Genomic DNA, 18410 nt, shown 5'->3' with positions numbered 1-18410 from the left:
TAAACTTCGTAGTAGTAGTACGTGGGGATAAGTGTATAAAAAACAGTTCTCATTTTCAAGACAAGACAAACACCGCCTTTTAGCATGTAGATAGTTTGTGTAATCTATGTGGAGAGGTGGAGGGTTTGGATTATTCTATCAACCTCTTTCTTAAAAAAATCGTCTTTAACGAGCATTTTATTTATCTTTTCAACCCCATGCATAATAGTAGTGTGGTCTCTTCTTTTAAGTAAGTTGGCTATCTCTTGGTGTTTCATATTTAACTCTCTTCTAAGTAAAAACATAGTAACCTGTCGTGGTAAAGATAGTGACTCTGAGCGGATCGGACTTTTTAACTGAGATTGTTTGATGTTGTAGTATGAACAAACAACATTAAGTATCTCATGAGGGGTAATCCTAATTTTAGGGCGCACCTCACTTTCCGTATGGAAGAAAGACTCAACCACAGTAAGAGTTATTTTCTCCTCCCTGCCAAGAGTTCGGGCGTATATAGAGAGAAGGGTACCCTCTAGTGAGCGGGAGTCGGATACCTGCTCGGCTATAATTCTGGCCAGATCAATTCCCAGCTCTATACCCTTCTCTTTAGCTTTAATAAGAAGAATTGCCGTTCTTAATTCAAAATCTGGAGGCTGAACATCGACAGTTAGTCCGCCTGCAAAACGCGAACGAAGACGGTCTTCTAAGTTTTTAATGTCCTGAGGTGGACGATCTGAGGTAAAAATAATCTGCCCTCCGCCCGACACAACCGCATTAAAGGTGTGAAAAAACTCCTCCTGAACCGTGTTTTTACCTGCGATAAACTGAATATCGTCAACGATTAAGAGGTTTAGATGTCTATATCTTTTACGAAATTTTGCTGTGTTTTTTTCACGAATAGATTCGATCAGTTCGTTTGTAAACTGCTCTCCCGGACTAAAAACAACCCTCTTTTGAGGGTCGTCTCCCAAAATTTTACTCGCAACGGCTTGGGCTAAGTGCGTCTTCCCTACACCCACCCCACCATACAAAAAAAGTGGGTTATATGCCTTTGAAAGATTATCTGCTACGGCCTGTGCTGCCGCATACGCTACCTGATTTGAACCTGAAACCGCAAAGTTATCGAAAGAGTACTTTCCGTTAAGTCCAGCCTTTCGATAGACATCTTCTTGGGACGGTTCAAACGACAGCAGAGGCGCCTCTTTCATCTTTTTTTCCTGAGTAGTAGAGACAACAACCTCAATGCTAAGAGTTTTTTTTGTAAAAAGAGACAGTCTCTCCTCAATCTCGGGTACGCGCTTTTGAATGAATATAAAGAACCCTTGACTGTCGGTTGAGAGTACTACCGACCTCTCGCTTACCGACAACAGAGAGACCTGCTTAAGAATAGAGAAAAGAACAGGGTTTTTATCAGCTCCCTCGATTAAAGAAAGTAAAAATTGGTTCCATTCAGCCTCAGACATTGTATATGTGGATAACTTATGCACAAATAATAATGACATATACACAATTATGCAATACATCAAACTGCATTAAACTCAAAATCCCAATATCAAATAAATTTAAAAACCTAAAATTTAAAAGTTCTAGCTTTTGGCTTCAGATTTTATTTGACATTTGAGCTTTGAAATTACATCTGTGCTATCATACTTATATGGAAAAATACGTACTAGATACTAATCTATTGTTCAATATGGATGCTAATCTGGGCTTCGGGAACACAACCAATGTTGTTATGGAAGGGCTTACTAAAGCTATGAAAGAAGCAAGGGCTGCGAAAACAGCCGAATTTTATATGCCACCAAGAATCATCGACGAGATAATGAGTTTTTTTGAAAACAAAGAAGAGCCTTTAATGAAGTCATTTCTCGAGCAAATTACTGTCAAATCACCGGATTTAGGCAAGAATCCAGTCGCTCTTCATTTCCTATATGAGTTGGTGGACGATATACGCAAGCGAAGCTATCGTGGCCTACAGATCGCTGAGGAAGAATTCGAGGCCATAGCTACACAGATGATGGGAAAGGAAGTTCTTCCGAAGAAAGAGTTCCAGATGACGATCGGAAAGCATATTAAAGGATTGCGCGATCGCTACCGTCAGGCGACTCGGGCTGGCTTTCTTGATAGCCTTGCTGACCTAGATCTGATTGTGTTAGCGAAGGAGGAAGCTGCGTATATTGTAACGACTGATGAAGGGGTGAAGCGATGGGGTCGACTACTTGGGGTGAAGGAGATAATGGCGGATGTTTTTGCTCGGAAACTGAGTTCGTGACAAACTCTTCAGTGGGAACGAGGTGTGAAAACCACTCAATTAGCTTATCCGTTAGCGTCTTTTGGGGGTGTTCTTGGAATAAGATATGTGACGACAGAGACTCGGCTACGATCTTTTTTACTTCTTCATTGGGGATGACAAGATAGAAATGATGCAAATATGGCGCATGCGTTACGAGGACCAAAATATCATATCCAAACCGCTGAGTAAAGAAGAAGTGGGAAAGATCCTCCCAGCGTATCGTGTTGCCGCTCGTGACAATTCCAAACCGAGAAATTTTATTTGTGATTTCCTGCGGTGGCGTTACCGTAAAAACGTAAAAAATAAATAAAAGTGCCCAGACCGGAATGAGAATAATTCTATCTCCAAAGAAAGCGAGAATCACTGAAACGAGTACGGCTAGGGCTATATAAAAACGAATTACAGTCGAACTTCTCTTTATGAATGGCCTCAGCGGAGCTTGCCAGGTGAAGATGTTCTGTGGGTTGTTATTCATACTTATATAGTAGCAAATTAAGGAGTAATACTTGAGGACATTGAATAATCTATCTTATAGTGTTATAATACTCTCATGAGTGGTTTTAATAAAGCAACTTCCTTCATTCTCGGACTCATTGTCGTGCTAGTGTTTCTGTTTGTATTTGGATCACGAATAAATCTATCGGATAAACTGATAGCTTTCAGAAATATAAAGGCGACTCCTACTCCAAAAGTTGCACTTATCACGCCTACCCCCAACCCTTCGGCAAGCTCAGGGTCAAATACCAAGAAAAAGGGATTTTTCGAGTCATTATTCGCACGAAAAACAACCCCAACCCCCTCGGCAAGCTCAGGGCAAGCGGCAACCCAAACCACAGTAAAGACTAGTGACGGAGTTGTCAGAGGAGCCATAACCACAGGCTCCAACAATTCAACAAACTCTGTAGCAACTAGACCGCAGACAATTCCACAAACAGGATCCCCTACGATCCTATTCCCCATTCTTGTTTCTGCCCTAGGGAGCGGACTATATCTTCGAAAGAAAAACTAATACGTCGCGAAACGCAAATCGCGTAACGTTTAACGCAAGGACGCTCTTGAGATGCGCGATACACGATACACGATACGCGATATAATGAAACCATGTCAAAGTTCTTCAAGATCTTACTGTGCATGGTTCTATTTTTCGGAATAGTTATATCGATTCACGCCGATGAGCTGGACGACATAACCAAACAGCTGGCATCCTTAACTGCAGACCTAAACAGTAAAGAGTCGGACAAGTCCAATATTGCCAAACAAATCAGCGGCATACGTTCTCGAGTGGGATTCATTAGTGCTGAGGTTGCTAAAAAAGAAAGAGAGGTTGCCGAAGGAGAAAAGGATCTAGAGCATCAGAAAACCCTTCTTGATGAGCGAGCTCGCTCATATTACAAAAACATTAAAAAAAGCGGATCTGCGTTTATAGGTTTATTAATTGGAGAAAACTTTTCCGATTCTCTACAAAACTTCTTTTACCAAAAAGTAGTGGTTGACGAAGATAGAAATGCGATTGTTAAGATAGTCCTTTACATAAAGAACCTTGAGGATACAAAGCAAAAGCTAGTTGATGAAAAGAGACAGTTGGCCGCAATCAATAAGCAACTCGACAGCCAAAGCTCATTACTTGAGGGAGAGATTGCGAGCACTAGATCGAAAATAGCTCAACTCTCAGCACAGCAGCAGTCTCTCGTTGCAGCAAAACTTTCAGCTCTTAATATTCCGCGCTCTGCAGGAACCTCTGCAAGAGGATGTTCTGACGATCGAAGTGTTGACCCAGGCTTCTCCCCTGCGGTCGCTTTCTTTTCATTCGGCGCACCACATAGAGTTGGACTTAATCAGTACGGCGCGAAAGGTCGAGCAGAAGCGGGTCAGTCTTACGACACGATACTACGAGCTTATTTTAATTTTGATGAAATAAAAGATGTTTCCGGTGTTCGCATTAGGGTCGAAGGAGGCAGCGAGTATGACCTAGAAGACTATATGAAGGGAATACGCGAGATGCCAGAGAGCTGGCCGCAGGAAGCGCTTAAGGCGCAAGCAGTTGCCGCTCGCTCCTATGCATTAGCCTATACCAACAATGGCTCCGGATCTATCTGCTCAACCGAAAGCTGTCAGGTTTTTAGCGACCCGGGTGGTCGAAACGATGGTTGGACACAGGCAGTAGAAGCAACTCGCGGCAAGGTTGCGGCTCAAGGAGGAAGCCCTATAAAAGCATGGTTTGCTTCCACACACGGAGGATATGTTTTTTCTTCTGCTGAAGTTTGGGGAGGTTCCACGTCGTTCACTAAACATGCAACCGACACAACAACAGGATCTGCAGGAGGATTTTCAGATCTACAATCCAATGCCTACGACAAATCCTCTCCCTGGTTTTATTGCGACTGGGGAGCTAGAGGAAGCTACTCTAACACCGCGTGGCTTAAGCCATCGGAAGTTGCAGACATATTTAATGTTATCGAGCTTGTACGTCGTGATTCGGGAACAAAAGACCACCTCTATCAACCAGACAAACCCCATCCTTATGGGGGTGAGGTATGGAGCCCAGAAAAAGTTAGGCAAGAACTACAAAATAAAGGAGGTTCGCCGGTAGAAAGCGTAACAAGCATCTCTATTAGCGCAGATTTTGGATTTGGAAGGACAAATTCAGTCTCTGGTGGCGGTATTTCTGCCTCTGGCGACGAATTTAAGAGCTGGTTTAATCTACGAGCACCGGCAAATATTCAGATTGTCGGACCATTATTTAACGTGGAGACAAGGTAGTCCTAGCTTTGGCGAATGCGTTAAAGGTCTTTTGTACCAGAACAGATGAGATCATAACTATCGCAAATAAATATCCCCAGTGAAGATCTGACTTTAGAACGACCCTAATAAATGTAAAGATCCAGAAATGAATGAAATATATTGAGTAGGAATTAACGCTGAAGATGCGTACAATGTCCCATCTTTTTTTCTCCAGATCTATAAAGCTAAAAACAAACCAGAGACCAGAAATCCATGCAACTCCATACAGAAGATAGTAAAGATTTGGCGGATACTTATTATCAAAAAATACCAATGAATGATTTTGAACCGAAAGATAAAAGGATAATATGAGCGCGGTTACCGTACTGGAAATGAATACATAGAGCAGTGTCAGACGATTATGAAACTTAACAAAAAACCACGATACGAGAATCATGAGAGACCAAGGAAGCCATGCGATGAATTTGTAATTTTTAATTTCTAATTTTAAAAATAAAGCAGCAGAGAAAGTGGCGAAGAGAAGGTAGATGAAAAACATAAAGCGGTGTTTGCGAAGAAGAAATAATAGCAAAGGCATGAGGACTGCGAGTATTAAAAATAAAAGAATTATCCAGTTGAGATCTGTTCCTCCGGTGAGAGTGAGACTTTTTAACACGTAAGTTAAAGACAATCTTTTTGGTGCCTCAATAAACTCAAGTGGCAGATAAAAAACAAGAAAGACAAAGTAAGGAATAAGTAGGCGCGTAGCTCTTTTTGTGAAATAGCCTAAGGAATGAATGGTTGTTCCGGCTCCCTCTTTAAGGAAAAAAAGATAACCAGAACAGAAGATAAATACCTGCACGGCAAACTGTGAAATGTTCCATAAACTGGAAGCTATGACATCTGATTTATGCCACGCCGTGACATGAATTAGAATCATGGCCATGATGCCGAAACCTCTAAGAATGTCTATTTGGTTATTGCGATTTTGCATGCCAAATGTTAGTATAAAGGATATGAGCACGAAGGATATAACGCAGGCAACTTTTAAACAAGACGTACTAGATCGAAAAGGTTTTGTTTTTGTAGACTTTCATGCAGTTTGGTGTGGGCCATGTAAGATGACAGAGCCAATTATCGAGCAGTTATCTGAGGAGGTTAAGGACGTTTCTTTTGTAAAGATCGATGTTGATCAGAACTCTGAAGTGGCGTCGCAGTTCTCCGTTTTTTCCATTCCTACATTCATCGTCTTCAAGGATGGTAAGGTTGTAAATCAGTTCGTTGGTGCAATGGGTAAAGAAGGATTCCTAAAAGAAATTCAAAAAGCGAAATCTTCATAAACTCGTATTTCGTATACCGTATGACGTATCTCGTATGTTTTTGCGTGGGATTTTATACAAAATACCAAATACCTTATACGATATACGACATTAGCCGCGTGCAACTCGTACTATGTGGCCGTGTACTTTCTTAATTGTTAGATGAAGTTGTTTCAGGTGATAGACTAAAGTCTCCGATAGCCATCTCCATGAAGAGTTGACCGGTTGGTGAAGACCTTCCTCAATCTTTTCGTCAGATATTGGGAATGCTGGACCTGTAGATCCATGAACATTATCGGCTGCCCGAACTCCCATACTCTTAAGATCGGGAGGGACTGTCATTTTGTCTCGCTGTTCAATATATGCAGATACCTCGGGACCAATCTCAGGAGCTCGTATCGGCTCCATCATTTCTTGAGGTTGGTGTGGTGCAGGTTCCGTCTCCTTACCGCTTGTAGGGGTGCTTATCAAAGGATTTTTTAGTGGCGTGTGAGAGTCATCCATTCTTTCATCTTAACAGACCTTATTGCCCTTTTCTGCCCATTGAGCGCGGGTAATACTGCATGAAGGACACTGATCGCCTACGGGTCCATCTGCTTTGTGATTACAGTTTGGGCATGTGAAATGTTGAGTCTCCGTGACGACGTTGTTTAGTGTATTTCCTGCAACGAGTTGGTCCATGATAGAGGTTGGACTAAAAGGATCTTCAAAGTTGGTTTGTGAGACAGGGCAGCTCCCCTGACTCACTGGTCTTTCCTGCTTCGCATAAAAGTGTAGTAAAGTGCCGTCAATAGGAAGCGCCCTAGGTGGAGCATATGTGCCCGCACCACCATCGATCTCTTTTTTAATTTCGCATGCTCGGTTATAAATCGATCGGAGTACTAATTTAGCCAGATCAACATCTCCATGAGAAACTGCTTGAGAATATTGATTGGTCCAGCCACCAAGTTCGGCGCGGACTCGCTCTTCAAATTGTTTGGAGCTTTCAATCTGCTTGGAAGAAATTCCAACACCAGCCATGATAGTTTGTAGAGTTGGATGGTTACCGTCTTGTTCGAAAAATATGTGTGGCCGCTGCAGATAATCTCTATCTGTTGAGAACGACTGGAGTGGATCGATCCTGTCCAGAATCTTTTGGCTCGTTGCCAGATCGCCCTTACGCTCATTATATCTAAGTATGAATTCACGGACATGTTCTGGATTTTGTGGGTCTCTCTGAAAGAAGAATACAAACCCGTAGTCCGCGATTTTGGGTGGGCTAATCCACACAGCCGTATGAGCGCCGTTTCCAAATCCTGCCTGAATTTTTTCATACCCGATACATTCATCAAGCTCCCTATCACTGTTTTTGCTAGTACTCCTGTACGATTCGGTAAGGTCCATTCCAGCATACTTTAGTAGGCCGTCCTTCTGCAGATATGAAATTCTAGTGTAAGGGACCTGCCCCGCAAACTCTCCTAAAAAGCGCTCGACATTTTCCTGGACATATATGTCAGAATCTTGCAGGCCAACACCACCTTGACGAACTCTGTCAAGAAACGCGATTTCGTTGGGAACGCTGTAGTACTTAAAAATATCTGAGGTTGTCTGAGGCTTAGCTTCTTCGACGCGAGGTCGTACTTGTTCTACTGTCATATATATTCCCTGCTCGGGGTTTTGAGCTTGTTTGGTAGTCGGACTAACTAGTTTTCAGTTTTCAGTCGTCAGTTCTGAGATCTGACTCCTGATTGCTGACCACCGGCATCACCGTAGCGGCACTGTTCCCGAATTACACGGGATTCCCCAAACCAGCATTTACAAAGTTTTTATTTTAATTTCTTTTCCTTTTGCGTATTTCCGTGCTAATGTAAAAAATAAATCGGATAACCGATTTAAGTACTGAATTATTATAGCGTCAGATTTTGCCGAAACAACTGCTCTTTCTGCCCTGCGAGTCAATACTCTAAGGATATGAAATAGGGACGCATCTTTGGTTCCACCAGGTAATATAAAGCTATTGAGATTTGACAGCTTTAGCGTGATTCTATCTATGTTTAGTTCAAAATCTTTGGCTCTACCCTCGAGATACGCTATAGGTATATTTGCTCCGGCGACAACCGACATTATTCTGTAAAGATCTTTTTGTATTTCTACTAAAGATTTTTGTGTTTCAACGCCGGGAATTGCTTGCGCAACATAACCCACATACGTTGTAAGTTCGTCAATTACTCCCGCAGCCTCAATCAGCACACTAGCTTTGGAGACCCTCTTCCCTCCGAAGAGACCGGTCGTCCCTTTATCCCCAGTACGCGTATAAATAGCCATAAATAATTTTAAAAGTTCAGAAAGTTACAGGTTTTTAAAGGTTTGTTTGTGAGTATGCTGGTTAACCGGCTAACTAATTAACCAGTTAACAAGCTTTTTAACTTTACAACCTTCATAACTTTTCAACCACTCTAGCATGCGCTAAATCCGCATCCATAGCACTTGGTACAACCTTCCTCATGAGCCAATAAGGCTTCACCGCAGCTCGGACATATATCAAAGCTTTGAGTGTGGACGACTGGCGGTGGTACTGGAGCAACAGCTGTAAGCATCGGCTGAGTAACCTCAGTTACAAGTTTCGGCTCATCATGATTAGACCCATGTCCATTTGTAACGTGGCCATTTCCATTACTGTGACCATTTGCATTTGGGGCTTCAGCATAGGCTCCTAGGTGATAGTGCATCGCGAGTGCTTTGGCAACAGCATCAGGAAGACTTTTGATTCTTTCTTTCCCAAAGCCCATTGCACGAGCTCCACCAATACTACCTAACTGATCAACTATCTCCTTAATTCGTACATGAGGAGCAAGATGTGACGAAAAACGAAGGGCTAATGAGACGATTCTGCCCAATCCCTCTGCCATCGCATAGACATCTGTTCCGGCTTTGCCCACATTAATAAAGACCTCAAGAGGCTCCCCACCACCATTTGTGTTAATGGTGATAAAGGCGGTTCCAACGGGGGTATTCATACGATAGGTTGAGCCCTGTACGACCATAGGTCGTGGGTGAACCGCATACTGTGGAGTAGTCGAAACCTCAACGGCTTTTACTGCGACTGGTTCCTCTTTCCTTATTAAGACGCCCTGTCTCGATCCGTCTCTCATATATGCAATCCCTTTGCAGCCAAGATCATAGGCTAAGGTATAGATCCTCTTAACATCCTCAACTGTTTGAGAGTTGGGAGCGTTAACCGTTTTTGAGATAGAGGCATCAACGTATTTCTGAATAATAGCCTGAACTCTTACATGGTCCTCAGGTGAAAGATCGTTTGCGGATACAAAGTATTCTGGTTTTTCGATCTCACCTTTCTTGAATGCTTCACCGTGCTTTTTAAACCACTGATCGTATAGGTGATGTCTGATAATGTCTTCGCCAAGACGGGACTTTCTTGTAAACTCATACTCGAAAACAGGCTCAATTCCTGAGGTAGTGTTGGCTACGAGAGCCGTTGTTCCAGTAGGAGCCTGCATCAAAATTACAGAGTTTCTGACTCCGTATTTTTTAATCTGAGTCTGTAGATCTTGAGGTAGCTGTTTAATGAAAAGACCTTTAGAGAATGGAACTGGTTCGAACTTAGGGAACGAACCTTTTTCACGGGAGATTTCCATAGATGCCCTATACGCTTCATCTCTAATAAGTCTATAGATTTCCTCAATGAACTCGAGACTCTCCGGGTGATCCATATCTAATGTGCATCTTGATTAATGTGTCCCCAAGGCCCATTGTGCCAAGTCCAATCCTTCTTTCTCCATTCAACTGTGTTTCACGGATCCCCTCAAATATATACGGATCCATATCGACGACGTTATCCTGAAAACGCACTGCCTGAGCAACTGTCTTTTTGAGTTCTTTATAGTCAAAGACTCCCTTTTTATCAATATCGTTGCCACTTACAAAGGCCGATAGATTAATTGAGCCAAGATTACAGACTCCCCATGCTGGGAGACCCTCTTCACCACACGGATTTACGCAGTTGATGCGATTCCAGTAGTAGTTGTTGTGCATCTTGTTGTAGCGTTCCATAAACACTACTCCTGGTTCTGCAGACTTCCATGCTGCCTCCGCAATAAGATCCCAGATATAGCGAGCTTTCACAACTCGTTGCACCTTAACTTTTTTTCCTAGCTTCTTCCAGACCTCAAGGTCGCCGTTCCATTTTTCATCGTACTCAGGATCTGTGACGTCGGGGAAAACCAATGGCCAATCAGCATCTTTTTTTACCGCATCCATAAAGCTATCGGAAATGCAGAGTGAAAGATTGGCTCCATTAATTCTATTCAGATCTTGCTTAACGGTGATAAACTCCTCAATATCAGGGTGCCAGTCCCACAGCATAAGCATAAGAGCGCCGCGTCGGGTTCCTCCCTGCTGAATGATATCCTTAGTGGCGAGTGAGAAAAGCTCAGCCCAGTTCATAGGCCCTGAGGAGAAACCATTTACTTTTCTAACACGAGCGCCTTTTGGTCGAAGTGATGAAAGATTGATTCCTACTCCACCTCCGTGAGCCATAATCTCAACCATCTGTTTTAGAGTGTCTAAAATGCCTCCACGTGAATCTTTTGGAGATGGAATAACAAAACAGTTATAAAAACTTACATCGTATCCCGTACCAGCACCGGCTAAGATTCGTCCGCCTGGGACATACTTGAAGTTGTCCATAGCATCATAAAACTCCTTTTCCCAACGTTTTCGTGCAGGTTTTTTTTCAATTTCGGCAACTGACTTTGCAATTCGACGCCACATTTGGTCCGGTGTCTTTTCAACAGGTTTACCTTTTTTATCTTTTAACGAATATCGATCGAGGAATGCTTTTTGTGAGATTCCGGTGAGTTTCATAAGGGTTTATATAATACTAAAATTAATAATTGTCGCAATGATATTTTTAGGTCGCCCTTATCGCCTACAATTGTCATCTTGCTGTAGTGCTATATGTATGTAAATATAACGCTATAACCAAAAAGCAATTACTTAAGCTTTTGTACTTCTTTATCAAAGTCTTCTACGTCCACAAAGCGTCTAAATACCGACGCGAACCGGATGTACGCAACTTTATCGAGCTTCTTAAGGTACTTAGCAACCAAGTTTCCGATTATCTTGCTGTCGATCTCGGTCTCATCCTTTTGTCTCATCTCAGACTCTACATTTGAAACTATTTCATCAATCTGCCCTGCGGTGACCGTTGTCTTTCCCGTAGCTCTTAGAATTCCGTCTCTTAATTTCTCAGGGTTAAATCGTTCTCGCTTACCATCTCTTTTGATAACTAGCATCGGAATCTCCTCTATTCGCTCATAGGTAGTGAAACGCTTCTCGCACTTAGGACAGTTCCTTCTTCGGCGAATAACATTACCCTGTTCTGACACTCTTGTCTCTATGACCTCTGTATCGGCGTTCTTACAAAACGGACATATCATAAGTAATATTATAGCGCAAAAACAATATATATGGTGTACCGAGCACTTGTCAAGCACTAATTGTAGTATAAATAGTGTATCAAACTACCCATAAACCACATCAGTGTCAATTTTTAGCCTCAAATTTGCAACTTGTGTTGATTCCGTCAGGAAGTGCCCTAATTTATTTGAACGAAGTTGATTGATTTTGTTGTTCTGTAACTCTATTATTAAGATGTCTTTTATTTCATGCATTTTATCAAGGATTTGCTATTTCCGAAGATATGCGTTGGATGTGGGGCCATAGGAAGCTTCATCTGTTTTAACTGTCAAAACCGACTGATATTTAGTGAAAAACAGAGATGTTTTCAGTGTAGGGAGCCAAGTTTGTATGGTTTTACTCACCCTTCATGTAGGAGAAACTTTGGTCTAGATGGGGTAGTTTCACTATACGTATATAATCCATTTTTAAAAAAGCTACTGAAGACCGCAAAGTACAGACTGGCAAAAGAAGCGCTGAATGAACTTTTGAATTTATCGATAACTCCAACCGGACTTCTCCTCTTTTCATCTAGGTCCCCCTTTAAGACTCTTCCGCTACTCCCAATACCTCTCCATCGCTCAAGGATGAGCGCACGTGGCTTTAATCAGTCAGATATAATCTGTAAGTTTATGCGATCGCTCAGACCGGAAGTTGAGATTATAGATCTTCTGGAAAGAGTCCGCAATACTCCCGCACAGGCGCAATTGAAATCGAAACTAAAAAGATATCTAAACACGACCTCTGCTTTTAAGGTCAAAAAAAAGCTTCTTCCCTCCGAGGTGATGTTGGTCGACGACGTCATCACGACAGGATCCACTATTAGGTCCGCAACCGAGGTATTAAAAAGAGCGGGGGTAAAGCGTGTGTACGCCTTCTCTCTTGGGCATGGGTAAAGAACTAAGAACGAAGAACTAAGAACGAAGAACGAAGAACTAATAGATGTTGTACTATATGTATATATATGAAGGATCAACACGTGCATAAAATAGAGATATCAGCTAAGACCATCGTCTTTACTGTAGTTTTTCTGGTTCTGATACAGGCTGTATGGGTTGTTCGTGAGCTTTTATTTTCGTTCATCATTGCGTTTATCATCATGAGCGCATTCAACCCGGTTGTTTCTTGGTTTGAAAAGCTACGAATTCCTCGTGTCGCTTCAACTCTTGTTGTTTTTGCTCTTACAATTATCGGGATAGGATCTTTATTTGCATGGCTGATCCCCCCAGTTGCCAAGGAATCAGCAGTCTTATTCAAAAACTTCCCAGACTATCTTAAAAATATTGAGCTAGGTAGCGATATAAAGCTGAGTGAAAATTTATTTTCTCAGTACGGATCTAGTGTCACGAATGGGGCGTTTGATTTTGTAAAAAGTACATTTTCAAACGTAATTTTTCTAATCTCAACAATTTTCTTTAGTTTTTATTTCCTAATTGAAGAACATGTAATTAGACGTTTACTTATGAAATTTTTTGATAAAAAAAATGCTGACACCATCTCTGAGATTTTTGAAAAAGCAGAACTTAGGATGAGGGCTTGGCTATGGGGTCAACTAATTCTGATGTTGTCAATCGGACTCGTAACTTACATAGGGCTTACAGTTCTTGGAGTGAGATACGCTCTTCCACTCGCGGTATTTGCAGGACTACTTGAAGTTGTTCCAATTTTAGGTCCGACGATCTCTGCTGTACCCGCCTTTATCGTGACAGCCTCTCAGAATATATTTGCTGGTTTAAGTGTAGTTGTACTGTACTTCATCATTCAACAAGTAGAGAACCAGGTCCTAGTTCCAGTAGTAATGAGACGTGCAGTAGGACTAAACCCCATCGTTACTCTCACAGCTCTCATTATTGGAGGCAAGCTCGGAGGTATTTTAGGCTTGCTTCTCGCCATCCCTATAACTCTTTGTATAGAGACGGTAATTAATGAAATGGCTAACCTGAGGCTAAAGTCGGAGCAAACTGCGTAGGTCGTGGTGCTTGCGGTTAATCTGCGTTAAATCTGCGGGAATAGTTTGCGGGTAATCTGCGTTAATCTTACGGTAATTACAATCTATTAATTATTTGCAGCTACAATCACATCAAATTTCTGAGGTGCCCCATAGGCTTTTGGTCCGTAGTCATTGCAGAAATTTTCTACATTTTCAATAAAATAAGGATATTTATCTCTTTGTAAAAGTCCGCAAAGATAATAAGTCATTGCTTTGATTAGACCGAATCCTGCATTCTGGGGGAGAGGTATAAACCAACGGTGGTCTGGGTGGCCAAAGTACGGATTCTCATTACCGATCGATATAACCAGCTCCTTTTCCCATGGATGAACGAACTTCGCATGTCTTGAAAAGCCTTGAGAATTTGCGCGAATCATAAGATGCGGACCAAATAACTCATCTCGTTTGATTTCAATCATTGGGGCTACATTCGAATATTCATCGGGAAGCACAAAAGCATAGGCCTCGTAAGTTGAAAAGTTTTTTGGAATCTGCAGAGCTTCTATAAAAGATTTTATATCTTGAGCACTTTCGTTGGTTGTTGAAAGAATCATCCCAAGATATGTGGAAGTGTTGTAGGTATAAGGTTCGGCAATACTCTTATATACGACAACATTATCTGCGATTTTGGCTGCTGTGGAATTTGGCTTACAGGTGAGAAGCGTGGTTTTTAAACCTAAGGATTTCGCAAGCTCAACTTCCCATACCGAATCTTTTTCCCCAGAGGACGAAATAATAACAGCGTCTTTAATAAGTTTTTGTTTAACAGCACCTGCATAAGACTTGGTAAACGATTTAAATGTTGTTTCGTCACTAAGAATTGCAGATCTTCCTGAAAAAATAATTTTCCCTGTATGGCTCGCATTACCGCTCCCCACAACAAACGGAAATGAAATCTTAGTTATATCTAAAGTGGGTGGAGGAGTTTTTATAAAAAAATCCAAAGCCTGAAGTACGACTTCATCTAATGTTGGTATTTTCATATTGCTTATTATATATACGTCTTTAAAACGGTACAAGATTCTCCAATATTTTCCAAACTATACTCGCCAACTTCTTGTGGAATGAAGCAAGAGTGTCCCGTACCAACTATCACTTCACCGTCAGTAGCTAGAACCTTAACGGTGCCTTCTTTTACGAAAAGATGGACGAAAGAATTGTAAGTTGTTTCTTTTATCGGCGATGAGACTTTAAGTCGGTCGAGTGAATAGTGAGGAGTTTTACAGATAAGGGTACCATCGGGATGAGAAACGATGTTTGCCGTTCTGTTGTGTCCAGGATCTGTGTCGAGGAACTTGAAGTACTCGTCGACCTGAATTGGCCTAATCGATCCGTCGTTTTTTATTTTGCCCTGATCGAAGGAACGGAGCGTGGAGACAGGATCCATTGCATCGAGCTGAATTTCATACAGAACATTTCCAAGAGGATATTTTTCTCGATCTTCTTCCCAAGAGTGATGAATGCCACCCGCCGACATATCGACAACTTCATCCTTTTTTATTTGGATAGTGTTTACATACTGCCACGGATTCTTTTCTTGAATAAATGTTTTTGCCTGCGACTGTCCCTCAGAAAGAGAGAGTTGCTTTTCCTGAACTTGCTTACTTAGAATCAACATAAAAGAATTAATCTCTTCACAGCATTTTTTATAAGCATCGATATTTACTCCTTCGGCGAGACCGCAAGTCGCCATACCATCTTCAAAATAGAACCAGGTTTCAGGTTTTGGTTTCCATCGATCGGTGACGGCGCCAGGTTTAACATGAATTTGAAAGGAGTTGCCGAGGGCCTGAGTTAGTTTTATAAGAATAGGTACTGGTTGAGCGGTAATTGTTGTGAGTCCGCAGTACTGCCTGCCCTCTATTAAGGCAAGAGGAGCGATGCGGTCATTATCTGGATTACCAACTTCTGGAATGAAGGATGGGTCGTCGGTTGAGGTGACGTCGAGTCGAAATTTGGATTTGCCAAAAAGCTCGTAACTTTGACCAAACTTTTTTCCTACAATACCTTTTTTTTCGCTCCACTGTTTTGCCGTTGGGATGTATGTTCCGCCCCATGTAGGCTGTTCAATTAGCTTGGGAATGACAAGGTAGGGGCGCCTAGGAAACATAATTTTTATAGTATAATGCAAGATGTGAACATGGACAACAGACTGCTACTCATAATGAGGTCGCTTCGCGTTAATCAGTGGATCAAGAATCTAGTTGTATTTACTGCGATCATTTTCTCAGGCGAGTTGTTTAATCAACCAGTTTTAATCGAGACGATTGGAGCCTTTTTTATATTCTGTTTGCTGTCATCTACTTCATATGTATTTAACGACATTATTGATTACCCAAATGATAAAAAGCACCCGATAAAGAGATTTCGACCAATAGCGTCGGGAAAGATCTCGATACAGGAAGCAACCTTCACTGTATTTATTTTAGTAATTATCTCTCTCGTGCTCGCTCTTACTTTCTCTGTTCAGTTTTTTCTCATATCGGTACTGTTTCTAGCTCTACATGTGGTCTACTCGCTCTATCTAAAAAAACACCCAATTATCGATATTTTTTCCATATCGTTTTCATTTATGATACGAGCCTTTGCAGGAGTCGTAGCAACTGGATTCTCAATCCCAATATGGCTTATGTTCACGATCTTTTTTGGTTCGTTGTTTGTCGCGACGGTTAAACGAGATGCTGAGCTCGCAAACTTTGGGAGAGAGGCAAGAGCAGCGCTAGTCTCATATCGAGAACATCTCCTTGGTTTTCTTACAACAACCTTTGCGACATCTACAATTCTCGCGTACTCGTTCTATACATATTTTGAAAGAATATCGAGTGAAAACACCGGATTTTCTGAGTTCTTTAATAAAATTGTTCCTCAGTTTGAGGCACGAAAATGGATGATGGTGACGATCCCATTTGTGGTTTATGGTATCGCTCGCTATGCACAGCTCCTATACGATAAATCAGAAGGGGAGCGTCCAGAAAAAACAATTACAAAGGACAGACCACTTATCGCTACGATGGTACTATGGGGACTGACCGTTATTTTACTTCTTTATATTCTCTAAATTTTCTTCTTGCAAACTACTGTAAAAGAGTGTAAAAATAGGGGCGATGAAAACTTCAGAAAAAGCTCATGAGAAACTTAGCCCAAAGAATGAGGCTGTAAATCTTGCTATTGAGCAAATTCAAAAACAGTTTGGACGCGGCTCCATAATGCGACTTGGAGAAAAACCAGCCCCACACCCCGACGACGTTATTAAGACCGGAATCCTTCCACTTGACGTTGCACTGGGAATAGGAGGACTTCCAAAAGGACGGATCTTGGAAATCTTCGGACCAGAGGCGTCCGGAAAAACAACGGTCTGCTTATCTGTAATAGCTGAGGTACAGAAGGCAGGAGGTATAGCAGCATTCGTTGATGTGGAGCATGCGCTTGATCCGGTCTGGGCAGAAATTCTTGGAGTGAAACTGAACGATCTTTTGATTTCTCAACCAGACACCGGAGAGCAAGCTCTAGAGATTGTAGAGGCTCTCATTCGTTCAGGTGGAGTCGACATAGTTGTCGTTGATTCGATTGCGGCTCTTGTTCCTCGTGCAGAGATTGAAGGCGAGATGGGAGATGCGCAGATGGGACTTCAGGCAAGATTAATGTCGCAGGCGCTTCGTAAACTTACCGGCGTAGTTTCAAAATCTAAAACCACGATCCTTTTCACAAATCAGCTCCGACTCAAAATTGGAATTATGTTTGGAAATCCAGAGACAACTCCAGGGGGACTCGCTACAAAGTTTTACGCATCGGTTCGTATGGACGTACGTAAAATAGAGACACTCAAAAAAAATAACATGGTCTATGGTTCTAGACATCGTGTCAAGATCGTGAAGAATAAGATGGCTCCTCCCTTCAAGGAAGCTGAGTTTGTAATAAATAGCGCTGGTATAGATCGCGATGAGAGTATTATCGAGGCAGCAATTGGAGCGGGAATAATCACAAAGAGCGGAGCGTTCCTAAAGATGGGAGAAAAGGTTCTCGCACAGGGCAAAGAGCAGCTAAAAGAAACATTCATGCAGGACGAAAAGCTACGCAAACATATAGTCGATGAACTCGAGAAAAAGAGCATAAAGAAATAAACTGTAATTTTAAAATGGACACTGAGGTTTCCCGACTTCTTAACTTCGCATATTTCTATCTTCGATTTAGACCACGAACCGAAGATGAAATGAAAAAATATCTTGACAAAAAAGCTAAGAAATTTTCCTACACCGAACAATCTGTTAATAAAGCAATAATGAAGCTTGTTGATCAAAAACTAATAGACGATAAGGAGTTTATGACATGGTTTATGGAGATAAGGAGTAGCTCCAAAAAAAAATCAGTAGCGTTACTAAAAAATGAGCTGAGAGTGCGAGGAGTGCCAAACGAGGTCATCTCTTTTTATTTTGATGAAAATATGGTCGACGAATATGAGGCAGCGATAAAAGCTCTTCGGTCTCAGTGGAGGAAGTTTCAGAATGAGAATGAAAAAAAGCGCTTCCAAAGATCGGCTAACTATCTTCAAAGGAAGGGATTTAACTACGGCGTAATCAAAAGAGCGATTGCAGATCTGGAGGGAAAAGAGTAAAATTGAGAGTATTAGTAAGTTATTCTTTATTATCTATTTTAG

17 protein-coding genes and 1 pseudogene are annotated in these 18410 nt (G+C 41.7%); 9 read left to right on the top strand and 9 right to left on the bottom strand.

Features of this window, described 5'->3' with window-relative positions; all coding sequences use genetic code 11:
* Positions 1–104: 104 nt before the first annotated feature.
* The gene (dnaA, locus tag IPH70_05365) at positions 105–1478 is read right to left on the bottom strand and encodes a chromosomal replication initiator protein DnaA (protein QQR63895.1); all 1374 of its coding nucleotides are present in this window, start codon (positions 1476–1478) and stop codon (positions 105–107) included.
* 152 nt (positions 1479–1630) lie between these two features.
* Between dnaA and IPH70_05360 the strand changes: the two genes are divergently transcribed.
* The 3 genes from IPH70_05360 to IPH70_05350 all read left to right on the top strand — a co-directional run bounded on the left by IPH70_05360 (position 1631) and on the right by IPH70_05350 (position 5029).
* Positions 1631–2248 carry an RNA ligase partner protein gene (locus tag IPH70_05360; protein ID QQR63894.1) on the top strand — a complete coding sequence of 206 codons (618 nt, stop codon included), beginning with the start codon at positions 1631–1633 and terminating at the stop codon, positions 2246–2248.
* A gap of 571 nt (positions 2249–2819) precedes the next feature.
* Positions 2820–3278, top strand: a complete 459-nt coding sequence (locus IPH70_05355) for a hypothetical protein (GenBank protein QQR63893.1) — start codon at positions 2820–2822, stop codon at positions 3276–3278.
* A gap of 92 nt (positions 3279–3370) precedes the next feature.
* Positions 3371–5029: a SpoIID/LytB domain-containing protein gene (locus IPH70_05350; protein QQR63892.1), complete on the top strand. Its 1659-nt coding sequence runs from the start codon at positions 3371–3373 to the stop codon at positions 5027–5029.
* Here the strand turns inward: IPH70_05350 and IPH70_05345 are convergent.
* Positions 5010–5984, bottom strand: coding sequence for an acyltransferase (locus IPH70_05345; GenBank protein ID QQR63891.1), 975 nt, complete (start codon positions 5982–5984; stop codon positions 5010–5012). The genes IPH70_05350 and IPH70_05345 overlap by 20 nt on opposite strands.
* A 22-nt stretch (positions 5985–6006) precedes the next feature.
* On the opposite strand from IPH70_05345, the gene trxA reads away from it, so the two are divergent.
* Entirely contained in the window at positions 6007–6330 is a 324-nt protein-coding gene (trxA, locus tag IPH70_05340) for a thioredoxin (GenBank protein ID QQR64429.1), read from the top strand.
* Between the two features lie 90 nt (positions 6331–6420).
* On the opposite strand, the gene IPH70_05335 is transcribed toward trxA, so the two are convergent.
* The 5 genes and pseudogenes from IPH70_05335 to nrdR form a co-directional block, all read right to left on the bottom strand.
* On the bottom strand, positions 6421–6813 hold the full coding sequence (locus tag IPH70_05335) for a hypothetical protein (protein ID QQR63890.1): 393 nt from the start codon (positions 6811–6813) through the stop codon (positions 6421–6423).
* Positions 6814–6822: 9 nt separating this feature from the next.
* Entirely contained in the window at positions 6823–7944 is a 1122-nt protein-coding gene (locus IPH70_05330) for a hypothetical protein (GenBank protein QQR63889.1), read from the bottom strand.
* Between the two features lie 159 nt (positions 7945–8103).
* Positions 8104–8613, bottom strand: a complete 510-nt coding sequence (locus IPH70_05325; GenBank protein ID QQR63888.1) for a cob(I)yrinic acid a,c-diamide adenosyltransferase — start codon at positions 8611–8613, stop codon at positions 8104–8106.
* A 131-nt stretch (positions 8614–8744) separates the two neighbouring features.
* Positions 8745–11172: pseudogene (locus IPH70_05320) on the bottom strand (adenosylcobalamin-dependent ribonucleoside-diphosphate reductase).
* A 128-nt stretch (positions 11173–11300) separates the two neighbouring features.
* The gene (nrdR, locus tag IPH70_05315; protein ID QQR63887.1) at positions 11301–11747 is read right to left on the bottom strand and encodes a transcriptional repressor NrdR; all 447 of its coding nucleotides are present in this window, start codon (positions 11745–11747) and stop codon (positions 11301–11303) included.
* Positions 11748–12113: 366 nt separating this feature from the next.
* Between nrdR and IPH70_05310 the strand changes: the two genes are divergently transcribed.
* Together IPH70_05310 and IPH70_05305 are read left to right on the top strand one after the other, a co-directional pair.
* Entirely contained in the window at positions 12114–12662 is a 549-nt protein-coding gene (locus IPH70_05310; protein QQR63886.1) for a ComF family protein, read from the top strand.
* Positions 12663–12730: 68 nt separating this feature from the next.
* Positions 12731–13735: an AI-2E family transporter gene (locus IPH70_05305; GenBank protein ID QQR63885.1), complete on the top strand. Its 1005-nt coding sequence runs from the start codon at positions 12731–12733 to the stop codon at positions 13733–13735.
* 86 nt (positions 13736–13821) lie between these two features.
* On the opposite strand, the gene IPH70_05300 is transcribed toward IPH70_05305, so the two are convergent.
* Both IPH70_05300 and IPH70_05295 read right to left on the bottom strand, forming a co-directional pair.
* A complete protein-coding gene (locus IPH70_05300) occupies positions 13822–14739 on the bottom strand; it encodes a hypothetical protein (protein ID QQR63884.1) in 918 nt (305 codons plus the stop codon).
* 8 nt (positions 14740–14747) lie between these two features.
* A complete protein-coding gene (locus IPH70_05295; GenBank protein ID QQR63883.1) occupies positions 14748–15866 on the bottom strand; it encodes a hypothetical protein in 1119 nt (372 codons plus the stop codon).
* A 15-nt stretch (positions 15867–15881) separates the two neighbouring features.
* On the opposite strand from IPH70_05295, the gene IPH70_05290 reads away from it, so the two are divergent.
* Genes IPH70_05290 through IPH70_05280 form a run of 3 tightly spaced genes read left to right on the top strand, consistent with a single transcriptional unit; the run spans position 15882 to position 18368 of the window.
* Positions 15882–16814, top strand: coding sequence for a UbiA prenyltransferase family protein (locus IPH70_05290; GenBank protein ID QQR63882.1), 933 nt, complete (start codon positions 15882–15884; stop codon positions 16812–16814).
* A gap of 46 nt (positions 16815–16860) precedes the next feature.
* A complete protein-coding gene (recA, locus tag IPH70_05285; GenBank protein ID QQR63881.1) occupies positions 16861–17877 on the top strand; it encodes a recombinase RecA in 1017 nt (338 codons plus the stop codon).
* A 14-nt stretch (positions 17878–17891) separates the two neighbouring features.
* Positions 17892–18368, top strand: coding sequence for a RecX family transcriptional regulator (locus IPH70_05280; GenBank protein QQR63880.1), 477 nt, complete (start codon positions 17892–17894; stop codon positions 18366–18368).
* Positions 18369–18410 lie beyond the last annotated feature (42 nt).

This window comes from Candidatus Roizmanbacteria bacterium, from assembly GCA_016699265.1.
In the GTDB taxonomy this organism is placed as follows: Bacteria; Patescibacteriota; Microgenomatia; order UBA1406; family GWC2-37-13; genus CAZLQR01.
The sequence above is the reverse complement of the archived record's forward strand: the minus strand, read 5'-3'. Positions and strand labels throughout refer to the sequence as shown.